This window comes from Nitratireductor aestuarii (assembly GCF_014641695.1).
Taxonomy (GTDB): Bacteria; Pseudomonadota; Alphaproteobacteria; order Rhizobiales; family Rhizobiaceae; genus Chelativorans; species Chelativorans aestuarii.
Map to the genome: position 1 here is coordinate 1 of NZ_BMIF01000003.1, position 26,465 is coordinate 26,465.

Genomic DNA, 26,465 nt, shown 5'->3' on the forward strand with positions numbered 1-26,465 from the left:
AACGTGGCAATGCCTGCTGGCAGCCGCCAGCCAGAACATGAAGAAGATCGCCCTGGCACTCACCCGGAAACCACACATGGCCGGGGCGTGAGCCCGCGGGCTCCTTCTTCATCTTCTCTGCGTCAACACCCGCAGCGACGCCTTCCCGCTCCAAACGAAAAACCCGCCAAAAAAATCGGCGGGTTTGTCAGCGGTCTGAAGGGGCCTCGCGGGCCCCTTTGTTATTTGTAGAGATCTGCGTAGGTTTTCCGCAGCTCGTTCTTCAGCACCTTGGCCATCGTGTTGCGCGGCAACTCTTCCACGAAGATCACGCGCTTCGGCAGCTTGTATTTGGCGAGCCTTGCGTCCAGCGCCTTGATCACGCTGTCTTCCGTCAGCGTTGAGCCCTTCCTGGCGACCACCACTGCCGTGACGCCCTCACCGAAGTCAGGATGCGGCACGCCGATGACGGCACTCTCAACGACGCCCTCGATCTGGTCGATCTCTTCTTCCAGTTCCTTCGGATAGACGTTGTATCCGCCGGTGATGACGAGATCCTTGTTGCGACCGACGATCGACAGATAACCGCCTTCGTCAAATTGTCCGAGGTCACCGGTAATGAAGTAGCCGTCCTCGCGGAAATCCGCGCGCGTCTTGTCCGGCATGCGCCAGTAGCCCTTGAAGACGTTGGGGCCCTTCACTTCGATCATGCCGACTTCGCCACTCTGCAGCAGCGCACCGCTCGCCGGATCGGTGATGCGAACACTGACGCCGGGCAGCGGGAAGCCGACCGATCCGGGCAGCCGATCGCCGTCATAGGGGTTGGACGAGATCATGTTGGTCTCGGTCATCCCGTAGCGTTCGAGGATGTGGTGGCCAGTTCGTGCTGTCCATGCCTTGTGCGTTTCAGCCAGCAGCGGTGCCGATCCCGAGATGAACAGGCGCATGTGATCGGTACTGCTGCGATCCAGCCACTCTTCGTTCAGCAGACGCGTGTAGAACGTCGGCACACCCATCAGCGTCGTTGCCTGAGGCAGGTTCTTGCGGATTTCCTCGATGTCGAACTTCGGCAGGAAGATCATCGATGCGCCGGCCGTCAGCACAACATTTGTAGCCACGAACAGCCCGTGCGTATGGAAGATCGGCAGCGCGTGCAGCAGCACGTCACTCTCGGTGAACTGCCAGTATTCTACCAGCGTCCGCGCATTGGAGGCGAGGTTCGCATGCGTCAGCATCGCGCCCTTGGAACGTCCGGTCGTACCCGATGTGTAGAGGATCGCGGCGAGATCCGTCGCTTCCACCGCTGCGGTTTCGTAATCCGTCTCCGCCTTGGCGGCGAACTCCGTAAGCGTACCCTTCCCGTTGGCGTCGAGGGTGAGCAGGTGGGCGACGTTCAGGCTTTCGCAGATCGGGGCCAGGTCTTTGCGTTTCTGCGGGTCGCAGACGAAGATGTGCGGCGTGGCGTCATCGACGAAATACTCGATCTCGGCGGTCGTGTAGCCGGGGTTGAGCGGCAGGAAGGCAGCACCGGCTCGCAGGCAGGCGAGATAAAGGATGATGGCTTCCGGCGACTTCTCCACCTGTACAGCGACGCGGTCACCGATGACGACACCCCTGCTGCGCAGCACGTTTGCAAAACGTGCTGAAAGCGTATCGACATCACCATAGGTGTAGACCCGGCCGTCCGCGGTTCGGATGCACGGGGCATCGCGGTCTGACGCGCGGGAGAGAATCTGGGTGTAAAGATTGTACTGCATAGCCTCCCTCTAGCTAGCGTGGGCAATTTTCGTTTTTGATTGGAATTTCTTCAGCAGGCTGCGAACCGAAGGCGAAGCCACCACGTCGCCTCTCTCGGCATACGCCTCGTGGTTGGCCTCGATCTCCGACATTTCGTAGCGATAGTTGACCATCAGGCCGTAGGCGTTGCGCCTGCCGTTCGCCGAAAGGTCGGCGAAGGTGTGGATGTTGTCGAGCTTGGCGCCGTTGCCCAGATGGAAGCGGGCGACAGGGTCAATGACGCGGTTGCGCTTGTCTCGCGCAGCCAGGAAATAGTGTGCCGCCACCCCCTGCAGCAGCGGGTTGAGCGCGTAAACGCTCTCCGTCTCCGCAGACCAATCGGGCTCGTCAAGCGCGGCGAGTGCTTCCAGATCCCTCGGCGCCAGTACCGTCTGCTGCTCGTCCTTGCGAATGCCATCCAGCCAGCGGCGGAAACCCGGCACGGGAGAAAGCGTCACGAAGTTCTTCAGGTTGGGCAACTCGTTGCGCAGCTGCTCAACCACCTGCTTGATCAGGAAATTGCCGAAGGAAATGCCCTTCAGCCCGTTCTGGCAGTTGGAGATCGAATAGAAGACAGCCGTCGTCGCCTGCTCCGGCGCAATTTCCTCGCGATCCGTCGCGAGCAGCGACTGGATACTGTTCGGCACTTGGCTGGTCAGCGCGACCTCGACGAAGATCAGCGGCTCCTCACCCATCTGCGGGTGGAAGAAGGCGAAGAGCCTCCGGTCCTTCGGCTCGATCCGGCTGCGCAGATCGTCCCAGCCATTGATCTCGTGAACCGCCTCATACTCGATGAACTTCTCGAGAATGCTTGCTGGCGTATTCCAGTTGATTGGCCGTAGCTCCAGAAAGCCGCGGTTGAACCACGAGTTGAACAGGTGAAAGAAGTCGCCGTCGAGGTGTGCCAGCGCCGGATGCTCACCGATGGCGTCCGTCAGCACCTCGCGCATCCGCACCAGCCTCAGCGTCCCCTGCTTGGCCATATTGAGACGGCGGATAAGCTCCTGCGAACGCGGCTCGGTTGCCCGGTGCAAGCGATGGTAGGCGTCGGCGTCACGACGTTCCTGAGCGACCGCAAGAGCCTCCAGAACGGCATTCTCATCAGGTCCGAAACGTTGCGCGACCTCGATCAGGAAATCGACCTGTCCCTTGCGGTCCAGCCGGTCCCAGCTCTGCCAGACGGCTTCCGAAAGCACGAAGGAAGAGACCTCGCCCCGGCGTGAGACGAGGGCCTCGCAAAGTTCGATAGGGTTGCGCGGCTGCTCGCGGTTTCGCTGCAGGAAGCTGCGGCCGCGCTGGCTGATTTCGCTCATCAGCTCAGACAGAAAAGTTACGCTCATGGCGTCCTCCGTTCCGGCGTAGTCGCGGATCGGCCTCAGCCGAGAGCGGCTACGGCCTTCTGGAAGCACTCAAGCGGAACCTGCTGCACGCCGGCGCCGACCTGGCCCACGCCGGGCTTGTTCGAAGCAATGCCGGTGTTGATCAATGGCGTAACCCCCGTTTCCACCACCTTGCGCACGTCAATCGGGCAAGGAACCCCCCTGAAGTCGAGCGCCGGGATAACGAACTCCGGGTGCTCTGCCAAGGTGATCTGGCGCATCGTGTTCGAGCGCTCAACGAGATCGGAGACCGTTCCGCCGATGAAGGAGGCGATGGCCGGTGCGGCGGCCAGCGCAAAGGCGCCAAGACCGATGCTCTCGGTGATGTAGGAGTCACCCATGGTGGGCGTCGCGTCTTCCTTGGTGTAACCGGGGAAGAGCTTGATGTCGCCAACCTGGGCCGGTGCGGTGAACCACTTCTTGCCGAGACCGCCGACGCGGATGCCGACTTCCACGCCATTGCCGGCCATAACCGTTACGGTGCTGCCGACGCCAAGCTGCTCCACATAGAGCGACGTTGCTTTCGCCTGGGCGATAGCGAGCGACAGGAAGAAGTGGTCGTTGTCCGCGATGAACTTCAGCACTGCGGCGAGCTTCTCGTGCGGTGCGCCGGTTGCCAGCAGATGGGGCGTGATTTCCTTGAAGAACTGGGTCGTGGCCGACTTGTTGCGGTTATGAACCTCGTCACCGCGGCGAAGCGCTTCAGCAACGGCCTTCTTGAGGTTCATCGGTCCGGCGATCTCAAGGGCCTGACGCATCAGCGGATAGAACTCGTCGCGCATCCAGCGCAGGCGCTCGATCACTTCCGGATCGTTGGCGCCGAAACGCAGCACCTTGCCGAGACCTTCGTTCACCGTGACATGAGCGCGGATGCCGGATTTTTTCTCTTCGACGACGAATACGGGCATCGAGGCGGTGATGATGCCGGTCATTGCGCCTGCGGCCTGGTGGTCATGGCCCGGTGCAAACGAGATCACGCCGGACTCGACCAGCTCTCGGGCTGCTTCAAGCGTTTCTGCGCGACCTTCGAAGATGAGTGCGCCCAGTATCGCGGCCTGCATGGCGGGAACCATGTTCTCCCAGGCGATGGGCGGGCCTGCGTGGAGGACGAGGTTCGGGTGCATCCCGGGAATTGCCTCGCCGGCAAGAGCCATGCCGATCAGAAAGGGCTGTGCCTCGAACAGGCGCTCCACTACGGCCTGATTTCCTGCTTCGAGATGTTCGCTAGAGTTGGATGCCATCGCCATGAACCGCCACTCATCTGGTTTCAGTGAGAATAAGGCGGGCACTATGCAGCCATGACATTGGTGCGACCATTGCCCTCATGAGGGTGGGCATTCCGGATGGTTATAGGTGTGCGGAAACCTGTGACAAAAAACGTGTTAACCGGTCCGCGACTTCCTTTGCACGGGTCCAAAAACCTTTATAGGCAACCAGCTATAGCGTTCCGGAATGACAGGAACGTTTTTGTAGCTTCTGGCTATAGGGACAGAATGAAATGCTTTCAGGAAGCTGGCGAATAGAACATGTCAACGAAAAATCGACGCCGGTTCAGCACAGCGTTTCTTGGAGGGGTAACGGTTGATAGGCACGCGTGAATTGCCGCCCAGAACATTGGTCCAGCCTGGCGTTGCCGGCAGGACGGCTGCCCTCCCATCGCTCCGCCGAAGTTTCGACTTTCAACGCCTCCCGTACCTGACAAACGGCCTTCCGGCCGGCGGGTACATCTCCTGAACAACACGCATTCATAGATAAGGCAGACAATCATTATGGCAATCTCTGAAAAACTTACCCGTCGTATGTTGTTGAAGGGTGCGGCCGCCGGTGGCGCGTATCTCGCCATGGGCGGACTTCCCGTCTTCGCACAGTCTGCCACCAAGCTTGTTTTCATGGAGCCGTTCGACCTGACGCTCGAGTACCTCCCGGAGATGAACGCCGTTGTTGGCGGCCATTTCGAAAAGGAAGGTCTTGAGGTCGAGATCACCAACGTGCGCGGCACGGCCGTCGGCATCCAGCAGGTGATCGCCGGACAGGCGAACTTCACCCGCGTTGGCCTGCTTGACCTCTTCAAGGCTTCCGCATCGCAGGACACCAAGCTCGTATCGGTGGCGACCAGCCTTCAGGGCGGCATCTTCAGCCTGGTGAGCCGCGAAGGCGACCCCATCAACTCGCCGGAAGAACTGCGCGGCAAGACCGTTGGCGTTGCTTCGCTGGGCGGTGGCCAGGAGAATATCCTGAACCTCATGCTCGCCGGTGCAGGTATTCCTGTTGCGGATGTACCGCGTCAGGCGATCGGTTCGAGCGCCGGTAACGTCGAGATCCTGAAGCAGGGCCGCGTTGACGCCTTCATCGCCAACATCGAGACGGCGCTTCTGCTGCGCATGACCAACGAGCCGGTCAAGATCTGGAGCACGACCCAGTTCGCTCCGCTGCCGGGCGGCGTTATCGGTACGACCGAGAAGTTTGCTACCGAGAACCACGACACCGTGGTCAAGTTCGTTCGCGCGATGCGCAACTCGGCGCTTGAGATCAAGGCCGCCGATCCGGCTGAAATCCTCGACCGCGTCGCCTCGAAGTTCGACCTCACCGTGACTGAGGATCGCGAGTTCCGCCTTGAAGCTATCAAGGCCTACAACGAGCTCGCGCTGGCACAGGGCGACGAGAACGTGATGCGCAACGTGCCGGAAGTCTTCGAAGAGGCCGCACGCCTCGTTGGAGCGGCTGACATCATGCAGATCGATGATGTTTCCTCCCTCTTCTCGACTGCCTTTTACGATGAGGCCGTGAAATGACAATGCAGAGCGTCGCGGCGGGCGGCGGCAACAACAATTCGATCACGCTCAACGGAGCTGAAAAGTACTTCGGCGTTCGCGGTCATGGCGTTCAGGCCCTGACCCCGACCACCCTGGATATCAAGGGCGGCGAGATGACGATCCTGCTCGGCCCATCGGGCTGCGGCAAGACCACCATGCTGCGCATGATCGCCGGCCTTGAGACGCCGACCGCAGGATCGATCGAGGTTGGCGGCGCCAACCTTTGGTCGAACGGCAATCGCAATGTCGATGCGCTGAAGCAGCTCGGCATGGTGTTCCAGGAAGCAAACCTGTTTCCGTGGCTCACCATCGAAGAGAATATCGCACTTCCCTTGAAGCTTCGCGGTATCGACAAGGCAGGGCGGCAGGCAAAGGCGGCCGAGCTCTGCAAGCTGGTCGGCATCAGCGGCTTCGAGAAGCGCTTCCCGAAGGAGCTCTCCGGCGGCATGCGCCAGCGTGCAGCAATTGCGCGCGCGCTGAGCTACGACCCGAACATCCTGCTGATGGACGAGCCGTTTGGCGCGCTCGATGCGATCACGCGCGACACGATGAATGGCGAGCTGCAGCGCATCTGGATGGAAACCGGCAAGACGGTGGTGCTGGTGACGCACTCGATCACCGAAGCCGTGTTCCTGGCGAGCCGTATCATCCTGCTCTCGCCGCGTCCGGGCCGTGTTCAGGAAATCATCGATGTTCCTTTCGAGCGCCCTCGGGATTCGAGCATTCACAAGCTGCCGGAGTTTCAGTCGATCGTCGCGCACCTGCGCACGCAGCTGGAACACTAGTGGGCTTCCGCAAGTCAAACGAGGCTTCAATGAGTGAGAAAAACAACAATCCGTCGGCGGAAGGGCCAGCCCAGTTCCCCGCCTGGATCGGTAGCCTGCTGCTTCTGTTCGTGTTCCTTGGAGGCTGGGAAGCTTACGTTCGGTTCTTCAACGTCAGCAAGCTGATCCTGCCGCCACCGTCCGCGGTTGGCATGCAGTGGATCAAGTTCCTGGCCGACAAGAACGTCTGGTTCCACACGGGCGTGACCGCCTGGGAAACCTTCCTCGGTTTCATCCTGGCTAGCATCCTCGGCGTCGGCCTCGGCATGATCCTCGGCAAGATGCCCCGTCTGGAGCGCATGCTGAACCCGTTCGTCATCGCCACGCAGGTGATCCCGAAGGTGGCGCTGGTGCCGCTCTTCATCGTGTGGTTCGGCTTCGGCATCACCTCGAAGGTGGTGATCGCCACGATCCTCGCGTTCTTCCCGATCCTGCTTAACACCGTTCTGGGCGTGAAGTCGGTTGAGCGCGGCCACAGCGAAGTCATGGCGAGCATCAACGCTTCGCCGATGCAGCGTCTGGTTCACCTCGATTTCCCGAGCTCGCTTCCGTACATCCTGACCGGCATGGAAGTTGGCGTCGTGCTCTCGATCATCGGTGCGGTCGTGGGTGAATACCTTGGCGGCAACGTCGGCCTCGGAAATCTCGCCGTCCGCGAGATGAACACCTATAACACCACTGCGCTGTTCGCGGTGATCGTGCACCTCTCGGTTCTGGGCTTCGCCTTCTACGCGATCGTCGTCGGAGCGCGGAAGTACCTGATCCCTTGGCACGGTTCATCCAATTAGGGTCCAGACCTGAAATAGCTACCAGGAAGCCGTTGCCCGCAAGAGCGACGGCTTCTTGCATTTCAGGGAGTAGTCAGCTGTTAAGCTTATGCTGCGATGGCAGATAACCGCCAGATCGTTTCTCTGGACAGTCCGCCGTTTATCTTCTTACCTGTCGCGCCAATTCGTATCTCTGCCGAAAAGTCCGCCACGGAGTAATGCATGCTGGTCGATCAAACGCTGCTGCTGACGCAGTTCATGACCCTTCTCGCCGTTCTCGATCCGATCAGCCACACAACTCTCTTCCTCACCGTTACCGGAGATCTGGACAAGGCCGGGCGCCGCAAGGCCGCACTTATCGCCATCCCGGTCGCCTTCATCGTTCTCGTGGTCTTCGCGATTGTCGGGCAGTTCATTCTGCAGGCGATGAACATCTCGCTTCTCTCGTTCCAGATCGCCGGCGGCATCATCATGCTGATCTTCTCGCTGATGATGGTGCTGGGGCAGGGCGGTGGCCACTCCAAGAATCCCGACGTGGAAGGTGAGACGCCGGAAAGCCTGGGCGTCTACCCGATCGCTGTGCCGATCATAGCCGGTCCCGGGTCCATGCTGGCCATGGTGATCCTCATGGACAACAACCGTCTGAGCTTCTTCGAGCAGATGGAAACCGTTGCCATGCTGGGCTTGAACCTGCTGATCATGCTGGGTCTCTTCCTGGCGGGTGACCTGGTGTCGCGCATCATCGGCAAGCATGGGGCGAATGTGCTCCGCCGGGTCATGGGAATTCTGCTGGCTGCCCTCTCGATCAACCTCATTGCCGAGGCGCTGACGAAGTGGCTTGGCCTGCCTCCCATCTGACCAGAGCGTCAGCCGAGGCATTTGGCCCGCTTGCTTGCATTTGAAGGAACGGTCAGAAAAGATCACCGTTGACGCACAAGTCTGCGTCGGGCGCTTGCCTCGGCAACCCCCCGTCGTTTTAGGAGATCTTTCATGGCGCTGGTTTTAGGCCTTGTTGCCCTGGCTGGCCATATTGCCCTGCTGCTCTGGGGTACCCGTATGGTCCAGACGGGAATTCAGCGGGCCTTTGGACCCAAGCTCAGGTCGTTCCTCGGCCATGCTCTGAAGAACCGTCTCAACGCATTGGGCGCGGGGCTGTTTGTCACGGCTATCCTGCAGAGCAGCACGGCGACCGGCCTGATGGCCGCCGCCTTCGCCGCTGGCGGGCTTGTGGATCTCGTCCCGGCGCTGGCGGTGATGCTCGGCGCCAACGTCGGCAGCACCCTTATTGTTCAGGTGCTTTCGTTCAACATCGCAGCCGTGTCGCCAGCGCTGATCCTCATTGGCGTCGTGATGTTCCGCAAGGCCTCGAACCACCAGATCCATGATCTCGGCCGCGTGATGATCGGCCTCGGCTTCATGATCCTGGCGCTGCATCAGATCCTCGATCTGATGAGTGAGTTCGAAGAATCCGAGGCACTCTCCTGGGTGCTAGAGAGCATGTCCGACGTCATGCTGCTCAACATTATTGTGGCGGCAATCCTCACCTGGGCGGCGCATTCAAGCGTGGCCGTCGTGCTGCTGATCATGTCCTTTGCCGCGCACGATCTCATCCAGCCATTCCAGGCATTCGCGCTGGTGCTCGGCGCCAACCTTGGAACGGCGGTCAATCCTGTGCTGGAAGGCGACCTGGGAGACGACCCCGCCGGCAAGCGGCTGCCCATTGGCAACCTTGCAACGCGCGTCGTGGGTCTGGCGATCGCCATGCCTTTCCTTGACAAGATTGCCGAACTCGCGCCGCTCATGGCGGCGGATTACGCCCGTGCGGTTGCCAACTTCCACACAGCCTTCAATGTGGTGCTGGCGGTGCTCTTCCTGCCGCTGCTCGGACCGTTCTCGAAGCTCCTGATCAAGCTCCTGCCCGAGAAGGTGGATGAGACCGACCCGACACGACCGCGCTATCTGGACCCTGCCGCCAAGGAAACGCCGATGGTCGCACTCGGCCAGGCCACCCGGGAAGCTCTGCGTCTGGTAGACGTTCTGGGAGAGATGCTGGAAGGTGCCCGAAACGGCGTCACGGGCTCCGATCGCAAGGCGCTTTCCGCGCTGCGCGACAAGGACAACGTGATCGACCACATCAACACGGCCATCAAGACCTACCTCACCTCGATTGACCCGGAGGAGCTGAGCGAAGCCGACAAGCTGCGCCTCGATCAGATCCTGCTCTTCTCCACCAACCTGGAGCAGGCAGGCGACGTGATCGACCGAGGCCTTCTCCCCCACCTCTCAAAGCGGCTGCGGCGCGGCCTCAGCTTCTCCGAGGAGGGGCAGAAGGAGTTGAAGCGCCTGTTTGACCGGCTCACCAACAATCTTCAGACAGCCGCCTCGCTGCTTGTGACGCAGGACGAGCGGATGGCGCAGATGCTGGCGCGCGAAAAGGCTGCTTTCCGGAAGGCCGAGAGTGAAGCGACACAGTCTCACTTCATCCGGCTACGGAAAGGCGATCTCAATACCTCCGCAACCAGCTCGCTCCATCTGGACGTGATCCGCGACCTGAGGCTGATCAACTCTCATCTCGTTGCCGCAGCCGCCTATCCGGTTCTTGAGGAGAAGGGCCTGCTGCTTGAGAGCCGCGTCCAGCTCGGAGAGCCAGACTAAGGCCCATCAAGCCTCCGGCCGCCAGTCTGAGATCTCGAGCACGTTTCCGCCGAGTTTCGAGAACGCCCTCTGGCGACAGGAGAACACGATGATCTGCTGGTCGCGCGACTGCCGGTGTAGCGCGTCGAACATCTTCTCGATCCGGTCGTCGTCGGAATAGACAAGCGCATCGTCGAGGATGACCGGCGCCGGACGGCCATGGGCGGCCAGCATCCGTGCGAAGGCAAGGCGGGTCAGGATCGACAGCTGCTCCTTCATGCCGCCGCTCAGCACCTCAATACTCTCATCCTGTCCGTTTCGGCGCAGCGACTGAGGCAGATAGGTCTTCTCATCAAAGACGAACGACACGTCATCGAACAGAAGGTTGAGGAGCGGGCGAAGCTCCTTGATCACCGGCTGCAGGTAGAGATCGCGGGCCGCCGAACGTGATTGCTGTAGCGCTGACCGCAGCCGGACCAGAACCGCAACTTCCTTCTGGAAGCGCGCGACCCGTTCATTCGTGATGGCCAGCGCATCCTCGGCCTCTCGCCAGGCTTCTTCGACGGCTTCGTCCGACTTGTTGCGGATCTCGGTGTTGAGTTCCGCGAGCTTGATATGGAGGTTTGTCTTTTCCTTGTTGGCTGCGTCTTGAACAGACCGAGCCCGCTGGAGCGCAGCTTCGGCTGCGGCCAGATCGGGCGCTGCAAGCTGCAGCTTTTCCACCTTCTGGTTCAGCTCTTCAAAGTTCTGCTTCTGCTGGAAGTATGAGGCCTCCAGCGACTGTTCGCGGCTCGCGCGGGCGTCAGCAGCGCCAAGGACGGAATCGACCTGGGTCAGCTCGGCGATAATCTTGGCGTGGCGCGTCTCGATCGCCATCAGCGCATCGTCAGCGCGGCTGCGCTGGGGCTGTGCCTCGCGGATCCGTCCGTTGGCATCGGTCAGCTTCTGCGCTGCCTCCGCCGCCCGTGTCCGCACGACCTCCGGATCGCCCTCGACATCGGGAACGCTCGCGCCCAGCAATTCCCGCTGTGCAACAAGTTCCCGCAGGCGGGCGAGCCCTTCCGGTGCAAGATGCTCCAGCCGCAGCTCCAGCTGCTTCAAGTCGGAGAGCTTGGCCTGAACGCTGGCTTCCCGCGCGCGAGCTTCCGCCAGATCCGCGAGACTGGCAGCTTCGAGCAGCTTGCGCCGCTCGGCCTCCTTGCGAAGCAGCATGGCATCGGCATCCGCCGGCCGGTTGGAGCGCAGGATGAGCGTACCAGCGCCCGCAATTTCCAGCTCCACAAGATCATCGAAGCTCTGCTCAGCGCCATCTTCTAGCTGCTTGCCGCTGACTGTAACACCGACTGTAGCCGAAGGCTGATATTGCATCCTGAGCGTCGGGAGGCTTGCCTCCTTGGCCGCTCTGAGCCCGGCGATCTCCACTTCCAGCTTCTGCAACTTGTCGATCAGACCAGCTGGCAATGTGAGGTTGGCAAGCTCAGCCTTAAGGGCTTCATGGCTGGCGCGAAGCGCTTCGGCCTGCTGCAGTCGCTCGCGCAGCAGGATGAGTTCTTCTGCTGCTTGCCGGGCCTTTAGCGCCGCATCGAGGCGCTGAAGCAGCTGCCGGGCTTCCTGTTCCTCAGCCGCTGCAGCCTGTGCAGCCGAAAGTGCCTTGTCCATCGCAAGCGAAACTTCGTTGCGGCGAGCGAGTGCATTGCGGCGCTCCTCCTCAACCGTCGCAAGCTCTGCCTGAAGTTCCTTCGACCGCTTCGAGGCGGTACGGAACGCTACGAAATCCTGTTCCGCCTTCTCAAGTTGCGAATGGGCAAGCCGCGCCTCCGCCTCGGCGGCTTTCAGCGCCTCGCGGTGAGCCTTGGCTGCCTCGAACACAGCGGTCGCCTTCTCGACGGCGGAACGCCGCGACGCCTCTTCCTCGGCATCTTCGAGTACAGCCAGACGCTTCACGATTTGCGCCCGCTGATCTAGCGCCTCACGCAGCCGCTCCACCTCGCCGCGCAGCCTCTGTTCTTCGGCAACGAGACGGTCTCGCTCCTCGATGGCCACGGCGTAGGGTCCGCGAGCCTTGGGCTTCAGCTTGTCCGTGACAAGCTGGCTCAGCTCCTCGCTGCACCTCTCGATGATCGCGCTCATGCGCCGGCCACCGGTGATCGCTTCCACTTCACCCTGGACGGAGGTGAGCAGGCTCTCCCGGATGCGCTTCTCGTTCTCTTCTTCTCGTTTGTCGCGCTGGTCGATGCCGGTTACGCCCTGCCGCACCCAGAGCAGGCCCGCAGGCTCCGCCGTTCCGCCACGCACGAGGCTGGAGATGAACTGCTCCGCCTCGTCAGCTTGCGCGATCAGCCGTCCGTTTTCGAGGTCGGTAACGCTCGCGTGCTTGCTGCTCAGGAACCGCTTGGTGAGCCTGTAGCGACCGTTGCCGGTAACGATATCGGCCTGCACCATAGGCGCGCCGCCGCTATAGGGCTGGAGGCTGCGCACATCCTTTGCCGTGCTGGTGTGAGCTTGAAAGAACAGTGCGTGCAACGCCTCGAAACTCGTCGACTTGCCGAACTCGTTGGCGGCGCAGAAGACGTTCACGCCTTCCTGGATGTTCTCCAGCGCCACGCCTTTTCCGGCAAAGCGCTTCACATTGTGCAGTCTGAGGGCGGAAATCTTCATGACGCAATCTTCTGCGAGTAGGAGAAGAGGCGAAGCAGTGCTTCACGAGCAACCTGCCGCTCGGCCGCCGAAAGTGCCGTGTTATCGCTGTCGGTCAGGAGCTCTTCGGCAGCGATGCGCAGCGCTCCGGCCTTGTCGATAGCATCGAGGTCGCCTGCCTCGCAGTCAGTCTCAAGCCCCGCATCATCAAGAGCAAGGAAAGCGAATTCCGGCGCTGCGTGTTCGATGGTCGCGGCCAGCGAAGCGCGTCCGTCGGGCCGGGTTCTGCCGCTCGCAAGAATGCGCATCAGCGTCTGCCGTCGCTTCACACCTTCGGGGAGCAGCTGGCGCACCAATGCCGCAGGATCATCCTCACTCAGGAGGTGCAGCGGCTGGGTGGACCATGAGAATGTGCCGGTCTCGACCGGCGTCACGATCGGCTCGGCGCCCGCTGCCGGAATTTCCACCGCCAGCGCCCGTCCGGGTTCATTGTGCTTGAAGCGGTCGGGCTCGGGCGTTCCGCTGTAATGGGTGCGTGGGTCCACCGCCATGGTGCCGTGCCAGTCGCCGAGCGCCAGATAGTCGAGGCCCGAGCGCTTGGCCCGGTCCGGTGCGATGATGCCGGACGCATCGCCATCCTCGGAAAAATCCAGAATGCCTCCGTGGGCGAGGCAAACGCGGATGTTCCGATCGGGCGTCGCAGCATTGTCGACCCATTCGGTGAGATCTCGGCCGGGGCGCCTTGTCGTGCACGGCGCAGGCAAAAGCGTGGCATCTGCCGAGAGCATGATCGGCCGAGGCTCCATAGCCAGTACCACATTGGCCGGAGCCTCTGCCTGAAGTGCATTCCAGAGTTGCGAGGCCTGCAGCGAATCGTGGTTTCCTGGCAGGATGATCCACTGCAGCGGCGCATGAGCAGCCATCTCCGCAAGCGTCTGCCGGCGAATTTCAGGCGAGGGCGTCTCGGTGTCGAACGTATCACCAGCGATCAGGATCACGCTCGCGCCATGATCACGTGCGGCTTCCGCGAGTTTGCCGAGGACTGCGTGGCGAGCCTCGCGGAGGCGCCCGCGGATCTCCTCCGGCATGTTTGCAAACCGCTTGCCCAGGTGGAGATCGCTTGAATGGATGAACTTCAGCATGGCCCCTTCGCGCTTCCGGCTTCACTAATCTCCAGCCGTTGGCTGGATCGGTCCGGAAATGGGAGTGCAGTTAGATCGATAGTAGTACCCCCTTAAAGAGGCCTATCAAGGGTCAGCACGCCTTCGTCCCCAGCTTACGTCCTCAGCCAATCTACCTCTCGGTTGACCTGCAAACGGGTTCGCAAATATAAAACATGTTATTCATTTAAGGAGATTTGAATGGGATTATTTCGAGCAGAGACTTTGCTGAAGCGTGGTGCTGACCGTGCACGGGAGGGTGCCGCATGCGCGAACTAAGTAAAAATGAATGCAGGGCAGTAGCAGCCGCTGCTGGCATCGCGGGTAAGGAATTGGCCAACGCTTTGGCAATGTCGTGGGGCGGTTTCATTGGCGGCGTTGCAATTTCCGGTTTTTTGGGAGTGGGTACCGTTCTGACCATGGGCATGATTGGGGCCGCTTCGGCCGCGGTTCTGGCGCTGACAGTTTATCACACCAGCTGACGGCTATCGCACCAAATGGAAAAGCCATCGCAACCCGTCGGCTGCGATGGCTTTGATTTAGACGAACCCGCGTAAGTCTTAGCGGAACTCGCGAATGTCCACGAAGCGACCAGCGATGGCGGCGGCAGCAGCCATGGCCGGCGAAACGAGGTGCGTACGGCCCTTGAAGCCCTGACGGCCTTCGAAGTTGCGGTTCGACGTGGAAGCGCAACGCTCGCCGGGACGCAGACGGTCGTCGTTCATGGCCAGGCACATGGAGCAGCCCGGCTCGCGCCAGTCGAAACCGGCCTCGATGAAGATCTTGTCCAGACCCTCGGCCTCGGCCTGAGCCTTCACGATACCCGAGCCCGGAACGATCATCGCATTGACGCGCTCGTTGACCTTGCGTCCCTGCGCAACCTTGGCAGCGGCGCGCAGGTCTTCGATGCGACCGTTGGTGCAGGAGCCGATGAAGACGCGGTCAATCTCGATGTCCGTGATCTTCGTGCCGGCAGTCAGGCCCATGTACTCGAGCGCGCGCTTCTTGGAGATGCGCTTGACCTCGTCTTCAATCTGGTCCGGATCCGGCACGATGCCCGTGACGGAGACGACGTCCTCGGGCGAGGAGCCCCAGGTGACGATCGGAGGCAGGTTGCCTGCGTCGAGCTTCACGATGCGGTCGAAGTGAGCGCCTTCGTCCGTGTGCAGCGTCTCCCAGTAGGCGCGGGCCAGATCCCAGGCCTTGCCCTTTGGAGCGCGGGGACGGTCCTTGATGTACTCGAATGTGGTCTCGTCCGGAGCGATCATGCCTGCGCGTGCGCCGCCTTCGATGGACATGTTGCAGACCGTCATGCGGCCTTCCATCGACAGCGAGCGGATGGCTTCACCGGCATATTCCATCACGTGGCCGGTACCGCCAGCGGTGCCGATCTCGCCGATGATAGCGAGGATGATGTCCTTTGCGGTCACGCCTTCAGGCAGCTTGCCGTCGACCTGGATCAGCATGTTCTTGGCGCGGCGCTGGATCAGCGTCTGCGTTGCCAGAACGTGCTCGACCTCGGACGTGCCGATGCCGTGCGCCAGCGCGCCGAATGCGCCGTGCGTGGAGGTGTGGCTGTCGCCGCAGACGATGGTCATGCCGGGCAGGGTGAAGCCCTGCTCGGGACCAACGATGTGCACGATGCCCTGACGCTCATCAGCCTCGTTATAGTACTCGATGCCGAAGTCGGCGGCGTTCGTCGCGAGCGCTTCCACCTGGATGCGGCTCTCTTCGTTCTTGATGCCGAACTTGCGGTCTGGCGAGGTCGGAACGTTGTGATCGACGACGGCCAGAGTCTTCTCTGGGTGGCGCACCTGGCGTCCTGCCACGCGAAGGCCCTCGAAGGCCTGCGGGCTCGTCACCTCGTGCACGAGGTGGCGGTCGATGTAGAGCAGGCAGGTACCATCATCCTGTTCATCAACCAGATGATCGTCGAAGACTTTGTCGTACAGGGTGCGCGGTTTGGTCATGGTCTTGAATCCTGAAAATGCCGAAAGTGTTGGACCCGGAAGCGGAGGTTCCGCTCAGGTAAGTCGGCTCAGCAGCGTGCCTGAAAGGCGTGCAAAAAACCGGCCCGGCAGGCGCTTGATGTCCTGCAAGACAAAATCCTTTGGAGCCGGGTTCAAAGCTAGGTTCAGCATGGGGTTTTCATTACCAGCGTTTTGCCCGGGCTGCAATCGCGTGTTGACCCGATCTGCGTGGTTCAAAAAAGCGGGTTTGGCAGGTGTCGATGCAAATAGAAAAGGGAGCCGAAGCTCCCTTTTCGCATTCAGCAATCGCACAGGCGATTCTTATTCGCTGGCAGCCTCTGCAGCAGCCTTCTCGGCGGCCAGAGCCTGAGCAGCAGCGACCTTCTCGGCCTCGATACGGGCCTTCTCGGCGGAAGCAGCAGCGCGGTCAGCGTCGTTCAGCTTGCGCGAACGTGCGTTGGTGTTCTCAACGATACGAGCGGACTTACCGCGGCGGTCGCGCAGGTAGTAGAGCTTGGCGCGGCGAACCTTACCACGACGGACGACTTCAACGCCCTCGACGAGCGGGGAGTAGACCGGGAATACGCGCTCGACGCCTTCGCCGTAGGAGATCTTGCGAACCGTGAAGCTCTCGCTCAGACCGCCGCCCGAACGGGCAATGCAGACGCCTTCGTAGGCCTGGACGCGGGTGCGCGAACCTTCGGTAACGCGTACGAGAACGCGAACGGTGTCGCCCGGCGAAAACTCAGGAAGGGTGCGCTTGGCAGCAATCTTGGCGGCCTGCTCGGCCTCTAGCTGACGGATAAGGTCCATCGTTGTATCCTCTTTCGTTCTTGGGAACGTCAGAGCGCCCATCTCGCTGGCAGTAGATTACCGCCTGAGGGAGTGTGCCTTCCGAAGAAGCCACAGGGGCGAGTTCACGTTCGTGATTTAGTGTGAGGAGCCATGAACCCATGGCAGCCTTGGGCTGGGCACATACACCAGTCCGACCGCTTAATCAACAGCCCTCACACGTGGAAGGATCAGGAATCGCGGCCAATGCGGCCCAGATGCGTATCCTTGAAGCCCGATTCATGCTTCAGCCCATAGCCCATGGCACGGTCGATACAGATGTGGGCGACGAGAATCAGTGCCACCGCGATCGTGGAATCACTGTCCCCCAGCCAGCCGGTCAGCAGCACGGCCAAGGCTGTGAGCCAGGTATGCGCGATGTTGTAGCACCACGCGCCAACTCGCGGACCGGCAAGGTATCCCAGCATCGAGAGATCAGGTGCGAGGATGAGCAGAGCAAACAGCCACCAGTTCCCGGAAAACTGGTGGTAGGCGATGAGTGCGGCCACCGACAGTGCCGCATATTCGAGTTTCAAGAAGAGTTTCATTCCCGCCCCAGGGTGCACGTCTGCGACTATTCGCTGACCAGGATCGAGCCGGTGCCGAAGAACAGGCCCTCATGTCCATCAGCGCTGAACGTGAAGGCGTCTTCGCGCGTCAGTGTCAGGATCGCAGCTCCGTTTCCATCCAGCAGTTCGAGCTTTTCCGAGGCGATCTGCCACTTGCTCCAGCCCTTGTCCTTCCATTCGGCCGGGCAGTCGCCGGACTGTTCGATGGTGCCTTCGGTCGGCGATGCGGCTTCGACCATGAATCCGCAAGACTCCTGGTCGTTGTACCCGCTGAGGTTGAATGTGCCGTCCATCAGTTCGTCCAGCTCGGGCGCGTCGAAACCGCCCCGGTCGAAGGCGACGGTTCGTCCGTCGGCCAGCTCACCGCCATAGCTGTCTGTCGTCTGGTGATCCAGCGTCAGCACTGGCTGGCGGGTTGCGTCGATAAGCACGATGGAATCGTCACGCAGCGTCCAGCCCGAGACCTCCTCGAGCGGGAATCGACGCAGGCAGGTGGCCGAAATGTCGAGCGTCGCGCCGCCGATGGTTCCTTCATCACCGAGCGTGATCAGGCAGTAGGGATCGCCCTCGGAAACACCGGAAAGGGTCCAGTCGCCCACGAAGGGCTGCGCCCAGTCGAGCTTTTCTTCTGCCGCTTGTGCCGTGCCGGCAAAAGTAGCCAGCAGGCTCAGGATGGCTCCACGTAACAGCATGGATTTCATGGCCAGACCTCGCGAGAACGGTTGAGGCGATATTCAAGACGACTGCAAAAGATGATTAGCCGACTCACAGAATGCCTTCCACCATTTCTTGCACGGGATAGGCAAATAACGAGCCTAGAGCAATTCCAGGAAAAGTGGGAACCGGTTTTCCGTCAGGGATTGCGTCAAAACAATGGTTAGAACTGGTCTAACGGCGGTTCTGCAGATGTGCTTCCCAGAGGTCAGGACGCCGCTCGCGCGTAATCTCCTCGGCCTTGGCCCTGCGCCACGCGGCAATCTTCTTGTGATTGCCGGAGAGCAGCACGTCCGGGATTGGCTGATCCTCAAAAACTGTCGGCCGCGTGTAGTGGGGATGCTCCAGAAGCCCGTTCTCGAAACTTTCCTCGGTGCCGGACTGATCGTTACCCATGACGCCGGGCAGCAGGCGCACCACTGCGTCAAGCAGAACGAGCGCGGCGATCTCGCCACCGGAAAGAATATAGTCCCCGATCGAGACTTCCTCCAGCTGCCGAGAATCGATCAGACGCTGGTCTACACCCTCGAACCGCCCACAGAGAATGATGGCGCCGGGACCGTCAGCCAGTTCGCGAACCTTCGCCTGTGTCAGCGGCTTTCCGCGCGGGCTCATCAGAAGGCGCGGGCGCGGATCCTCTGCCGGAGCAGTCGTATCAATCGCGCGGGCAAGAACGTCGGGTCGCATCACCATGCCGGCACCGCCGCCGGCAGGCGTGTCATCGACGCTGCGATGCTTGTCGAGCGCGAAGTCGCGGATCTGCACGGTGTCGAGCGACCACGTTCCCTCGCTCATGGCGCGACCTGCGAGCGACTGGCTGAGCGGCCCGGGGAACATGTCGGGATAAAGGGTCAGAATGGTAGCGCGGAAGGTCATGCATCCGCCTCCGGTTCATCCTTCTCGCGAAGCTCTAAGTCTTCTTCCTTGTCTATCAAGCCGGCGAGCTCACGATTTACCGTAACGATACCGCTGTCGAAGTCGATGGCGGGCACGGCAAGCTTGGTAAAGGGGATGAAGACCGAGGCGCCACCGCGGGGACGCACCTCCAGCATGTCACCGGCGCCGAAATTCTGCACCGCCGTGATCTTGCCGACAGTCTCGCCTTCCTCGTCGCGGACTTCGAGTCCGATCAGGTCGGCATGGTAGAACTCTTCCTCATCGAGATCGTCAGGCAGTGCGTCCCGCTCCACGAACAGGCCCTTGCCGTTCAAAAGCTCTGCAGCGTTGCGATCCTGGATCTCCTTGAACCGCACGACAACGACCGTCTTGGACGGACGCACGCTACGTATGGTGAGCGTCGCACCGTCCTCAGTCGTGAGCGGACCATAGTTGCCAAGCGCAGTCGGATCTTCGGTGAAGGTTTTGACGCGAACCTCGCCCTTTATTCCGTGAGGAGCGCCGATGACGCCGAGTTGGACGGGATTTTCGAGCTTCGCCATGAAAAAATTCGCAGTTCAGTCAGTTGCGCCAGTGTTTCGGCGTTCTTTAAGCAATTCGCCTGGCTGTGGGAACTTGTTTTGCGGCACAAGCGCAGCTGTAGCGGCTGAAAAACTGCTCATCCGCAGGTTCAAAGATGCAGAATGTGTATTGCGACAGCCCGCGGCGATCAGTTTGTGGCGAGCTTTGCCGCGACAGCTTCGATGCGTACGGCCAGCTCCTCGAGCGAACTGCTCACGGCAGCGTCGGTCTTATCGGCGCGCAGCAGGGCATCGTCGCGGGTCTTGCGGAGGGTTGCGATCTCTGCCTCCATGCCCTTGACGCGTTTCTGCAGCTCCACGAGCTCGTCCATGACCATGATGCCGGCCATGACGGTGATCCGCTGATCGCCGATCTCGCCGAAGGAGTCCTTCAGATGGGTGACATAGCGATCGAACCGCTGCGCGAGGTCGATCAGGTGTTCTTCCTGCCCCTCGTTGCAGGCCATTCGATAGACTTTGCCGTCAATCGTGACCGAAACTTGCGCCATCGTCCTCGCCCTGGTTGACCCTAGCGGTCAAGTACTGCCCGGATCGTTTCCATCGCCGTCACCAGACGGCGGGAGACTTCGCGGTTAACTTCAGCCAGCCGCTCAGCCCTGGCTTCTGCCTTGTCTATTTCCTGGGCTAGACGCGAGCGGTCCGCGTTCATCCTCTGTATTTCGGCGTCTGCCTCGGCATAATCGTTTTCTTTCTCGAGGCGGCTGTCGACCGATGCCTCAAGTCGCTCAATGCCTCTGCTCAAGCGTTCGAGCGCTTCTCTCAAAGTGGTGTCGCTGGCCATCGTCTTCCGTTCCAAGCCCGCCGCATGAGAATCACCCGGAATCATAATGCTTTACGCAAGGAACACTATGCGTTGTGTTAAGTTGGCGTCAACAGGTACCCCATCGATCCCCATTTATGCACCACTTATTGCGGGGGCGGGGTCAAAAAGTGCCAATTTAAAACGGTTTGTGACTTGATGTGCTCGTTTTGAGCCGCCCCAGTTTATTGACTCATGCGGAGCACCTGCTATGTGTCCGCGAGCTAATTCAGGCGGGCCATTGCCTGAGCAGACCGGCAGCGATCAGCGATCAGCGAGCAGACATGACCTCACGCGAAAAACACGACCGGATGGCGAATGCAATTCGCTTCCTATCCATGGATGCCGTAGAGAAGGCGAACTCTGGCCACCCGGGACTCCCGATGGGTGCGGCTGACATTGCCACTGTTCTCTACACCCGCTTCTTGAAGCATGACCCGCAGAACCCGAAGTGGGCGGACCGCGACCGCTTCGTTCTTTCCGCCGGCCATGGTTCGATGCTGCTTTATTCGCTGCTCTACCTGACCGGCTACGAAGACATCACGATCGATGAGATCAAGAACTTCCGTCAGCTCGGCTCGCGTACGGCCGGCCATCCGGAATACGGCTACGCCGCAGGCATCGAGACGACGACCGGCCCGCTCGGCCAGGGTATCGCCAATGCCGTCGGCATGGCCATGGCAGAACGCCTGCTGAGCGCCCGCTACGGTGACGACCTCGTCAACCACTACACCTACACTCTGGTGGGCGACGGCTGCCTCATGGAAGGCATCAGCCAGGAGGCCATTGCGCTTGCCGGCCACCTGAAGCTGAACAAGCTCATCGTTCTCTTCGACGACAACAACATTTCCATCGACGGTCCGGTTTCGCTCTCCGACTCCACCGATCAGTGCGCACGTTTCGCCGCTTCCGGCTGGAACACGATGCGCGCCGACGGCCATGATCCGGAAGCCATTGCGGCTGCCATCGAGGCTGCCCGCAACTCCGATCGTCCGACCATGATCGCCTTCCGCACGACCATCGGTTTCGGTTCGCCCCACAAGGCAGGCACGAACAAGGTGCACGGATCGCCGCTCGGCGCGGACGAGGTCAAGGCAACCCGCCAGGCCCTCGGCTGGACGGCGGAGCCCTTTGAAGTTCCGTCCGACATTCTGGACGAGTGGCGTCTCGCTGGCCTGCGTTCCGTCAAGGAGCGTGGTGCATGGGAGAAGCGCCTTGCTGCTGCTGATGCGGAAACCCGCGCAGAGTTCGAGCGCCGCATGCGGGGCGACCTGCCGGAAGCTTTCGCAAGCGCGATTGTCGACTACAAGCGCAAGCTGGCAGCCAACCCGCCAGCCGTCGCGACGCGTAATGCATCCGAGATGGCGCTCGAAGTCATCAACGAAGCTGTTCCGGAGATGATCGGCGGTTCCGCTGACTTGACCGGCTCGAACAACACCAAGACGAGCCAGACGAAGCCGGTTACGCCGGACGATTTCTCGGGCCGTTACATTCACTACGGCATCCGCGAGCACGGCATGGCTGCGGCCATGAACGGCATGGCGCTCCATGGCGGCATCATCCCCTACAGCGGTACGTTCATGTGCTTTTCGGACTACGCTCGTCCGTCCATGCGTCTTGCTTCGCTGATGGGCATCCGCTCGATCTTCGTCATGACCCATGACTCGATCGGTCTCGGTGAAGACGGCCCGACCCACCAGCCGGTGGAGCACATGGCTGCCCTTCGTGCGATCCCGAACCACTTCGTCTTCCGCCCGGCCGACACGGTTGAGACGGCGGAGTGCTGGCAGGTTGCCGTTGAATCGGCCGAGACCCCTTCGACGCTCGCCCTGACCCGTCAGAAGCTCGCACCGGTGCGCATCGATTTCGAGGAAGAAAACCTGTCGGCCCGCGGCGCCTACGAGCTGCGTTCGGCCAGCGATGCCGCCAAGGTCACGATTTTTGCGTCGGGCTCGGAAGTCGAGATCGCTGTGAAGGCCCGCGAGGCTCTTGAGGCTCGTGGCATCCCGACCCGCGTTGTTTCGGTACCGTGCTTCGAGCTCTTCGAGCTGCAGACGCCGGAATACCGCAAGGCAATCATCGGTGATGCGCCGGTTCGCGTTGCGATCGAGGCGGGCATCCGTATGGGCTGGGACAGCTTCATCGGCATCGATGGCATCTTCGTCGGCATGACCGGCTTCGGCGCCAGCGCACCCGCGCCGGATCTCTACAAGCACTTCGGCATCACCGCCGACGCTGTGGTTTCGGCAGTCGAACAGCGCCTTGCCTGATAAACCCTTCCCCCTGGGATCGTATCGGTTCCAGGGGTTTGACAACTCTAAGCCACTCCGCCGCTCAGCAGATGCGGTGTTAAACGCTCGTCGGAGGTAGTTCATGACCGTTAAAGTAGCCGTCAACGGATTCGGCCGCATTGGACGCAATGTGGTTCGCGCCATCTATGAATCGGGCCGCAAGGACATCGATGTCGTCGCGATCAACGACCTTGGTCCAGTTGAGACCAACGCTCACCTGCTGCGCTACGACAGCGTGCACGGCCGCTTCCCCGGCAAGGTTGTCGTTGATGGCGACACCATCCGCGTTGGCGAGGACTCCTTCAAGGTGTTTGCTGAGCGTGATCCGTCCAAGCTGCCGTGGGGCGAGCTCGGCGTCGACATCGTTCTCGAGTGCACCGGCATCTTCACGTCCAAGGAGAAGGCTTCGGCTCACCTCCAGGGTGGCGCGAAGCGCGTTCTGGTGTCGGCTCCGGCTGACAATGCCGACCTGACCGTTGTCTACGGCGTCAACCACGACAAGATCACGAGCGAGCACATCGTTCTGTCGAACGCCTCCTGCACCACCAACTGCCTTGCACCGGTTGCCAAGGTCCTGAACGACGCCTTCGGCATCGAAAAGGGCTTCATGACGACGGTTCACGCCTACACGGGCGACCAGCCGACCCTCGACACCATGCACAAGGACCTCTACCGGGCCCGTGCAGCCGCCATGTCGATGATCCCGACCTCCACCGGTGCTGCCAAGGCCGTCGGCCTGGTTCTGCCGGAGCTCAAGGGCAAGCTGGACGGTGTTTCCATCCGCGTCCCGACCCCGAACGTTTCGGTCATCGACTTCAAGTTCGTGCCGAAGCGCAAGGTTACCGTTGAGGAAGTCAACGCTGCTCTGGTCGCTGCCGCTGATGGCGCGCTGAAGGGCGTTCTGGCCTACACGGACGAGCCGCTGGTTTCGATGGACATGAACCACAACCCGGCTTCGTCGACCTTCGCTCTGGACCAGACCAAGGTCATCGAAGGCGATCTCGTCCGCGTCATGTCCTGGTACGACAACGAGTGGGGCTTCTCCAACCGCATGGCCGACGTGGCCGTGGAGATCGGCAAGACCCTCTAAATTTCCTTCGGGAACGACATTCCCTGACGCGCTCGGCACCCCGCCGGGCGCGTTTTTCTTTGCCGCGACAACACAGACTCAAGCATCTGAAAAATATAATCGATTCACTTGCAACCAAGCACAGCTACCGGGCTTGTTAACTGCGCGATGCCCTGTATTTTCGCCACCGACGATAAGCTTAGCATAGTGAGGCAGTAATGGCCGGCTTCCAGACCCTGGACGATCTTCAAGACATCGCGGGTAAGCGCGTTCTTCTGCGCGTGGACCTGAACGTTCCCGTGAAGGACGGCGCGGTTTCCGATACCACCCGCATCGAACGCGTGGCTCCGACCATTCGCGAACTTTCCGACAAGGGCGCGAAGGTAATCCTTCTCGCACACTTCGGCCGCCCCAAGGGAAAGGTCGTCGAGGAAGACTCCCTGAAGCCGGTGGCCGGCGCTGTCGAAGCTGTTCTCGGCCGCAAGGTCGCCTTCGGAACCTCCTGCATTGGCGATGAAGCAGCCAGCGCCATCGCAGCGCTCAACAACGGCGACATCCTGCTGCTCGAAAACACCCGCTTCCATGCCGGTGAAGAGAAGAACGACGCGGAGTTCGCCAAGGCGCTTGCCGCAAACGGCGATACCTACGTCAACGACGCCTTCTCTGCTGCGCACCGCGCCCACGCTTCCACGGAGGGTCTGGCCCGTCTGCTACCGGCTTACGCTGGCCGCACCATGCAGGCAGAGCTTGAGGCGCTGGAAAAGGGTCTCGGCAATCCGGAACGCCCGGTGCTCGCCATCGTTGGCGGCGCCAAGGTTTCCACCAAGATCGACCTCCTGTCGAACCTCGTACGTAAGGTCGATGCGCTGGTAATCGGCGGCGGCATGGCCAACACGTTCCTGGCCGCCCAGGGCGTTGAGGTTGGCAAGTCGCTCTGTGAGCACGACCTCGCCGATACTGCGCGCCAGATCCTGCGCGATGCGGAAGCAGCAGGCTGTTCCATCGTCCTGCCGGTTGATGCGGTCGTGGCGCGTGAGTTCAAGGCTGGCGCGGAGAACGAGACGGTCGACGTCTCCGCTGTGCCTTCCGATGCCATGATCCTCGACGCGGGTCCGGCAAGCGTGAAGAACGTCGAAGCCTGGCTCGACAAGGCCAAGACGCTCGTCTGGAACGGCCCGCTCGGCGCTTTCGAGATCGAGCCCTTCGACCGTGCAACGGTCGCGGCGGCTAACTACGCTGCTGCCCGCACGGAAGCCGGTGCGCTGGTCTCGGTGGCTGGCGGTGGCGACACGGTTGCCGCACTCAACCATGCCGGCGCTGCCGACAAGTTCACCTATGTTTCGACCGCCGGTGGCGCGTTCCTTGAGTGGATGGAAGGCAAGGTTCTGCCTGGCGTCGCGGCATTGAGCAAGTAACCAGAGCTATATCGATTTAAGAGAAACCAGCATCATTCCGTTTGTCTTTGGTGTCTGCTAGGCAGGAATGAAATGAGAGAAGGAGACGCGAAAAGATGAGCGAACGTCTTGAAGACATTGCAGCCCGCATGATGGCATCGGGCAAGGGTATCCTTGCTGCGGACGAGAGCACGGGCACGATCAAGAAGCGCTTTGACACGATCGGAGCTGAATCGACCGCTGACACGCGTCGTGACTACCGCGAGATGCTGTTCCGCGCCGATGCGATGAAGGATTACATCTCCGGCGTGATCCTTTACGACGAGACCCTGCGCCAGAGCGCCAAGGACGGCACACCGCTCGTAGAACTCATCAAGACTGCTGGTGCCGTTCCAGGCATCAAGGTCGATGCTGGTTCCAAGCCGCTCGCTGGCTTCCCGGGCGAGTCGATTACCGAAGGCCTCGACGGCCTGCGTGAGCGCCTGAACGAGTATTACGAGCTCGGCGCACGCTTTGCCAAATGGCGCGGCGTTATCAATATCTCCGACGTGTTGCCGACCCGTGGTGCCGTTCGCCAGAACGCGCAGGCGCTCGCCCGCTACGCTGCGCTTTGCCAGGAAGCCGGCATCGTTCCGATCGTTGAGCCGGAAATCATGATGGACGGCGAGCCGGGCGACCACTCGATCGACCGCTGCTACGAGGTTACCGAGTTCGTTCTCAACACGGTTTTCGATGAGCTTTACGACGCACGCGTCAGCCTTGAGGGCATGGTCCTGAAGCCGAACATGGTCATCGACGGCAAGAACGCACGCAAGGCATCGCGTGAGGAAGTCGCCGAGAAGACCGTTCGCGTCCTCAAGTCGACCGTTCCGTCTGCCGTTGCCGGCATCGCCTTCCTCTCCGGCGGTCAGTCCGACGAGGAAGCAACCGCGCATCTGTCGCTGATGAATGAGCTGCACAACCCGTCCTGGCCGCTGACCTTCTCCTACGGCCGCGCCCTGCAGGCTGCTGCGCTTAAGGCTTGGGGTGGTAAGGCTGAGAATGTCGCTGCTGGCCAGGCCGCCTTCGCGCACCGCGCCCGCATGAACAGCCTCGCTGCTACCGGCCAGTGGAAGCTGGACCTAGAGAAGGCTGCTTAATCAGCGTTTCACTTTGATTCTAAAGGCGCGCGAGCAATCGTGCGCCTTTTTTGTTTTTGCCGATAATCGTCTCGGTTGAACTTGATATGTTCTGGAGTGGAAAGATTATCCGTGGCTCAGTAGTACTGTCGCACCCATAGCGATGAGCGCGACCACAGCCAACTTCCAGAAATCGCTGCGTTTCCTGAGGCCAGGAAGCCCAAGAGGGCGTATGATATGCAGGATCATCATGGCGATGATCA

The 26,465-nt window shown here is 61.0% G+C and carries 23 protein-coding genes; 10 read left to right on the plus strand and 13 right to left on the minus strand.

Annotated elements, in window-relative coordinates; all coding sequences use genetic code 11:
- Positions 1 to 221 precede the first annotated feature (221 nt).
- Genes IEX27_RS06110 through IEX27_RS06120 form a run of 3 tightly spaced genes read right to left on the minus strand, consistent with a single transcriptional unit; the run spans position 222 to position 4,381 of the window.
- Positions 222 to 1,736 (minus strand): malonate--CoA ligase, encoded by a 1,515-nt coding sequence (locus IEX27_RS06110; protein ID WP_188720068.1) that lies wholly within the window; start codon positions 1,734 to 1,736, stop codon positions 222 to 224.
- A gap of 9 nt (positions 1,737 to 1,745) precedes the next feature.
- Complete coding sequence (locus IEX27_RS06115; RefSeq protein WP_188720069.1) at positions 1,746 to 3,095, minus strand: malonyl-CoA decarboxylase; 1,350 nt, start codon at positions 3,093 to 3,095, stop codon at positions 1,746 to 1,748.
- A gap of 35 nt (positions 3,096 to 3,130) precedes the next feature.
- Positions 3,131 to 4,381 carry a YlbE family protein gene (locus IEX27_RS06120; protein WP_210315505.1) on the minus strand — a complete coding sequence of 417 codons (1,251 nt, stop codon included), beginning with the start codon at positions 4,379 to 4,381 and terminating at the stop codon, positions 3,131 to 3,133.
- Between the two features lie 522 nt (positions 4,382 to 4,903).
- Here IEX27_RS06120 and IEX27_RS06125 point away from each other — a divergent pair.
- From IEX27_RS06125 to IEX27_RS06145, 5 genes are all read left to right on the plus strand, one after another.
- Positions 4,904 to 5,926 (plus strand): ABC transporter substrate-binding protein, encoded by a 1,023-nt coding sequence (locus IEX27_RS06125; RefSeq protein ID WP_188720070.1) that lies wholly within the window; start codon positions 4,904 to 4,906, stop codon positions 5,924 to 5,926.
- Complete coding sequence (locus IEX27_RS06130; RefSeq protein WP_210315506.1) at positions 5,923 to 6,732, plus strand: ABC transporter ATP-binding protein; 810 nt, start codon at positions 5,923 to 5,925, stop codon at positions 6,730 to 6,732. The genes IEX27_RS06125 and IEX27_RS06130 overlap by 4 nt, the downstream gene beginning before the upstream one ends.
- A 29-nt stretch (positions 6,733 to 6,761) precedes the next feature.
- Complete coding sequence (locus tag IEX27_RS06135) at positions 6,762 to 7,559, plus strand: ABC transporter permease (RefSeq protein ID WP_188720071.1); 798 nt, start codon at positions 6,762 to 6,764, stop codon at positions 7,557 to 7,559.
- Between the two features lie 201 nt (positions 7,560 to 7,760).
- Positions 7,761 to 8,396: a MarC family protein gene (locus IEX27_RS06140; RefSeq protein WP_188720072.1), complete on the plus strand. Its 636-nt coding sequence runs from the start codon at positions 7,761 to 7,763 to the stop codon at positions 8,394 to 8,396.
- Between the two features lie 132 nt (positions 8,397 to 8,528).
- Positions 8,529 to 10,193: a Na/Pi cotransporter family protein gene (locus IEX27_RS06145; RefSeq protein WP_188720073.1), complete on the plus strand. Its 1,665-nt coding sequence runs from the start codon at positions 8,529 to 8,531 to the stop codon at positions 10,191 to 10,193.
- A gap of 6 nt (positions 10,194 to 10,199) precedes the next feature.
- On the opposite strand, the gene IEX27_RS06150 is transcribed toward IEX27_RS06145, so the two are convergent.
- Both IEX27_RS06150 and IEX27_RS06155 read right to left on the minus strand, forming a co-directional pair.
- Complete coding sequence (locus IEX27_RS06150) at positions 10,200 to 12,830, minus strand: AAA family ATPase (RefSeq protein WP_188720074.1); 2,631 nt, start codon at positions 12,828 to 12,830, stop codon at positions 10,200 to 10,202.
- Positions 12,827 to 13,951 (minus strand): metallophosphoesterase family protein, encoded by a 1,125-nt coding sequence (locus tag IEX27_RS06155; RefSeq protein ID WP_188720075.1) that lies wholly within the window; start codon positions 13,949 to 13,951, stop codon positions 12,827 to 12,829. The genes IEX27_RS06150 and IEX27_RS06155 overlap by 4 nt, the downstream gene beginning before the upstream one ends.
- Before the next feature lie 284 nt (positions 13,952 to 14,235).
- On the opposite strand from IEX27_RS06155, the gene IEX27_RS06160 reads away from it, so the two are divergent.
- A complete protein-coding gene (locus IEX27_RS06160; RefSeq protein ID WP_188720076.1) occupies positions 14,236 to 14,451 on the plus strand; it encodes a hypothetical protein in 216 nt (71 codons plus the stop codon).
- Between the two features lie 78 nt (positions 14,452 to 14,529).
- On the opposite strand, the gene leuC is transcribed toward IEX27_RS06160, so the two are convergent.
- The 8 genes from leuC to IEX27_RS06200 all read right to left on the minus strand — a co-directional run bounded on the left by leuC (position 14,530) and on the right by IEX27_RS06200 (position 20,312).
- The gene (leuC, locus tag IEX27_RS06165) at positions 14,530 to 15,939 is read right to left on the minus strand and encodes a 3-isopropylmalate dehydratase large subunit (RefSeq protein WP_188720077.1); all 1,410 of its coding nucleotides are present in this window, start codon (positions 15,937 to 15,939) and stop codon (positions 14,530 to 14,532) included.
- 321 nt (positions 15,940 to 16,260) lie between these two features.
- Positions 16,261 to 16,752 carry a 50S ribosomal protein L19 gene (gene rplS / locus IEX27_RS06170; RefSeq protein WP_188720078.1) on the minus strand — a complete coding sequence of 164 codons (492 nt, stop codon included), beginning with the start codon at positions 16,750 to 16,752 and terminating at the stop codon, positions 16,261 to 16,263.
- Positions 16,753 to 16,961: 209 nt separating this feature from the next.
- Positions 16,962 to 17,318: a DUF4260 domain-containing protein gene (locus IEX27_RS06175; RefSeq protein WP_188720079.1), complete on the minus strand. Its 357-nt coding sequence runs from the start codon at positions 17,316 to 17,318 to the stop codon at positions 16,962 to 16,964.
- 26 nt (positions 17,319 to 17,344) lie between these two features.
- Positions 17,345 to 18,040, minus strand: a complete 696-nt coding sequence (locus tag IEX27_RS06180; protein WP_188720080.1) for an AprI/Inh family metalloprotease inhibitor — start codon at positions 18,038 to 18,040, stop codon at positions 17,345 to 17,347.
- Positions 18,041 to 18,227: 187 nt separating this feature from the next.
- Positions 18,228 to 18,929 carry a tRNA (guanosine(37)-N1)-methyltransferase TrmD gene (gene trmD / locus IEX27_RS06185; protein WP_188720081.1) on the minus strand — a complete coding sequence of 234 codons (702 nt, stop codon included), beginning with the start codon at positions 18,927 to 18,929 and terminating at the stop codon, positions 18,228 to 18,230.
- Positions 18,926 to 19,492 carry a ribosome maturation factor RimM gene (rimM, locus tag IEX27_RS06190; RefSeq protein WP_188720082.1) on the minus strand — a complete coding sequence of 189 codons (567 nt, stop codon included), beginning with the start codon at positions 19,490 to 19,492 and terminating at the stop codon, positions 18,926 to 18,928. The genes trmD and rimM overlap by 4 nt, the downstream gene beginning before the upstream one ends.
- Positions 19,493 to 19,659: 167 nt before the next feature.
- A complete protein-coding gene (locus tag IEX27_RS06195; RefSeq protein ID WP_188720083.1) occupies positions 19,660 to 20,019 on the minus strand; it encodes a cell division protein ZapA in 360 nt (119 codons plus the stop codon).
- A gap of 20 nt (positions 20,020 to 20,039) precedes the next feature.
- Complete coding sequence (locus tag IEX27_RS06200; RefSeq protein WP_188720084.1) at positions 20,040 to 20,312, minus strand: DUF4164 domain-containing protein; 273 nt, start codon at positions 20,310 to 20,312, stop codon at positions 20,040 to 20,042.
- A 302-nt stretch (positions 20,313 to 20,614) separates the two neighbouring features.
- Between IEX27_RS06200 and tkt the strand changes: the two genes are divergently transcribed.
- The 4 genes from tkt (at position 20,615) to IEX27_RS06220 (ending at position 26,223) form a co-directional block, all read left to right on the plus strand.
- On the plus strand, positions 20,615 to 22,600 hold the full coding sequence (gene tkt, locus IEX27_RS06205; RefSeq protein WP_188720085.1) for a transketolase: 1,986 nt from the start codon (positions 20,615 to 20,617) through the stop codon (positions 22,598 to 22,600).
- A 103-nt stretch (positions 22,601 to 22,703) separates the two neighbouring features.
- On the plus strand, positions 22,704 to 23,711 hold the full coding sequence (gene gap / locus IEX27_RS06210; RefSeq protein ID WP_188720086.1) for a type I glyceraldehyde-3-phosphate dehydrogenase: 1,008 nt from the start codon (positions 22,704 to 22,706) through the stop codon (positions 23,709 to 23,711).
- 197 nt (positions 23,712 to 23,908) lie between these two features.
- Positions 23,909 to 25,105, plus strand: a complete 1,197-nt coding sequence (locus IEX27_RS06215; protein ID WP_188720087.1) for a phosphoglycerate kinase — start codon at positions 23,909 to 23,911, stop codon at positions 25,103 to 25,105.
- A 95-nt stretch (positions 25,106 to 25,200) separates the two neighbouring features.
- Positions 25,201 to 26,223, plus strand: coding sequence for a class I fructose-bisphosphate aldolase (locus tag IEX27_RS06220; protein ID WP_188720088.1), 1,023 nt, complete (start codon positions 25,201 to 25,203; stop codon positions 26,221 to 26,223).
- The last annotated feature ends 242 nt before the right edge of the window (positions 26,224 to 26,465 follow it).

Excerpts from the sequence above, each read along its gene's own strand:
- IEX27_RS06110 (WP_188720068.1), bottom strand. The coding sequence starts at position 1,736 with ATGCAGTACAATCTTTACACCCAGATTCTCTCCCGCGCGTCAGACCGC.
- IEX27_RS06115 (WP_188720069.1), bottom strand. The coding sequence starts at position 3,095 with ATGAGCGTAACTTTTCTGTCTGAGCTGATGAGCGAAATCAGCCAGCGC.
- IEX27_RS06120 (WP_210315505.1), bottom strand. The coding sequence starts at position 4,381 with ATGGCGATGGCATCCAACTCTAGCGAACATCTCGAAGCAGGAAATCAG.
- IEX27_RS06125 (WP_188720070.1), top strand. The coding sequence starts at position 4,904 with ATGGCAATCTCTGAAAAACTTACCCGTCGTATGTTGTTGAAGGGTGCG.
- IEX27_RS06130 (WP_210315506.1), top strand. The coding sequence starts at position 5,923 with ATGACAATGCAGAGCGTCGCGGCGGGCGGCGGCAACAACAATTCGATC.
- IEX27_RS06135 (WP_188720071.1), top strand. The coding sequence starts at position 6,762 with ATGAGTGAGAAAAACAACAATCCGTCGGCGGAAGGGCCAGCCCAGTTC.
- IEX27_RS06140 (WP_188720072.1), top strand. The coding sequence starts at position 7,761 with ATGCTGGTCGATCAAACGCTGCTGCTGACGCAGTTCATGACCCTTCTC.
- IEX27_RS06145 (WP_188720073.1), top strand. The coding sequence starts at position 8,529 with ATGGCGCTGGTTTTAGGCCTTGTTGCCCTGGCTGGCCATATTGCCCTG.
- IEX27_RS06150 (WP_188720074.1), bottom strand. The coding sequence starts at position 12,830 with ATGAAGATTTCCGCCCTCAGACTGCACAATGTGAAGCGCTTTGCCGGA.
- IEX27_RS06155 (WP_188720075.1), bottom strand. The coding sequence starts at position 13,951 with ATGCTGAAGTTCATCCATTCAAGCGATCTCCACCTGGGCAAGCGGTTT.
- IEX27_RS06160 (WP_188720076.1), top strand. The coding sequence starts at position 14,236 with ATGCGCGAACTAAGTAAAAATGAATGCAGGGCAGTAGCAGCCGCTGCT.
- leuC (WP_188720077.1), bottom strand. The coding sequence starts at position 15,939 with ATGACCAAACCGCGCACCCTGTACGACAAAGTCTTCGACGATCATCTG.
- rplS (WP_188720078.1), bottom strand. The coding sequence starts at position 16,752 with ATGGACCTTATCCGTCAGCTAGAGGCCGAGCAGGCCGCCAAGATTGCT.
- IEX27_RS06175 (WP_188720079.1), bottom strand. The coding sequence starts at position 17,318 with ATGAAACTCTTCTTGAAACTCGAATATGCGGCACTGTCGGTGGCCGCA.
- IEX27_RS06180 (WP_188720080.1), bottom strand. The coding sequence starts at position 18,040 with ATGAAATCCATGCTGTTACGTGGAGCCATCCTGAGCCTGCTGGCTACT.
- trmD (WP_188720081.1), bottom strand. The coding sequence starts at position 18,929 with ATGACCTTCCGCGCTACCATTCTGACCCTTTATCCCGACATGTTCCCC.
- rimM (WP_188720082.1), bottom strand. The coding sequence starts at position 19,492 with ATGGCGAAGCTCGAAAATCCCGTCCAACTCGGCGTCATCGGCGCTCCT.
- IEX27_RS06195 (WP_188720083.1), bottom strand. The coding sequence starts at position 20,019 with ATGGCGCAAGTTTCGGTCACGATTGACGGCAAAGTCTATCGAATGGCC.
- IEX27_RS06200 (WP_188720084.1), bottom strand. The coding sequence starts at position 20,312 with ATGGCCAGCGACACCACTTTGAGAGAAGCGCTCGAACGCTTGAGCAGA.
- tkt (WP_188720085.1), top strand. The coding sequence starts at position 20,615 with ATGACCTCACGCGAAAAACACGACCGGATGGCGAATGCAATTCGCTTC.
- gap (WP_188720086.1), top strand. The coding sequence starts at position 22,704 with ATGACCGTTAAAGTAGCCGTCAACGGATTCGGCCGCATTGGACGCAAT.
- IEX27_RS06215 (WP_188720087.1), top strand. The coding sequence starts at position 23,909 with ATGGCCGGCTTCCAGACCCTGGACGATCTTCAAGACATCGCGGGTAAG.
- IEX27_RS06220 (WP_188720088.1), top strand. The coding sequence starts at position 25,201 with ATGAGCGAACGTCTTGAAGACATTGCAGCCCGCATGATGGCATCGGGC.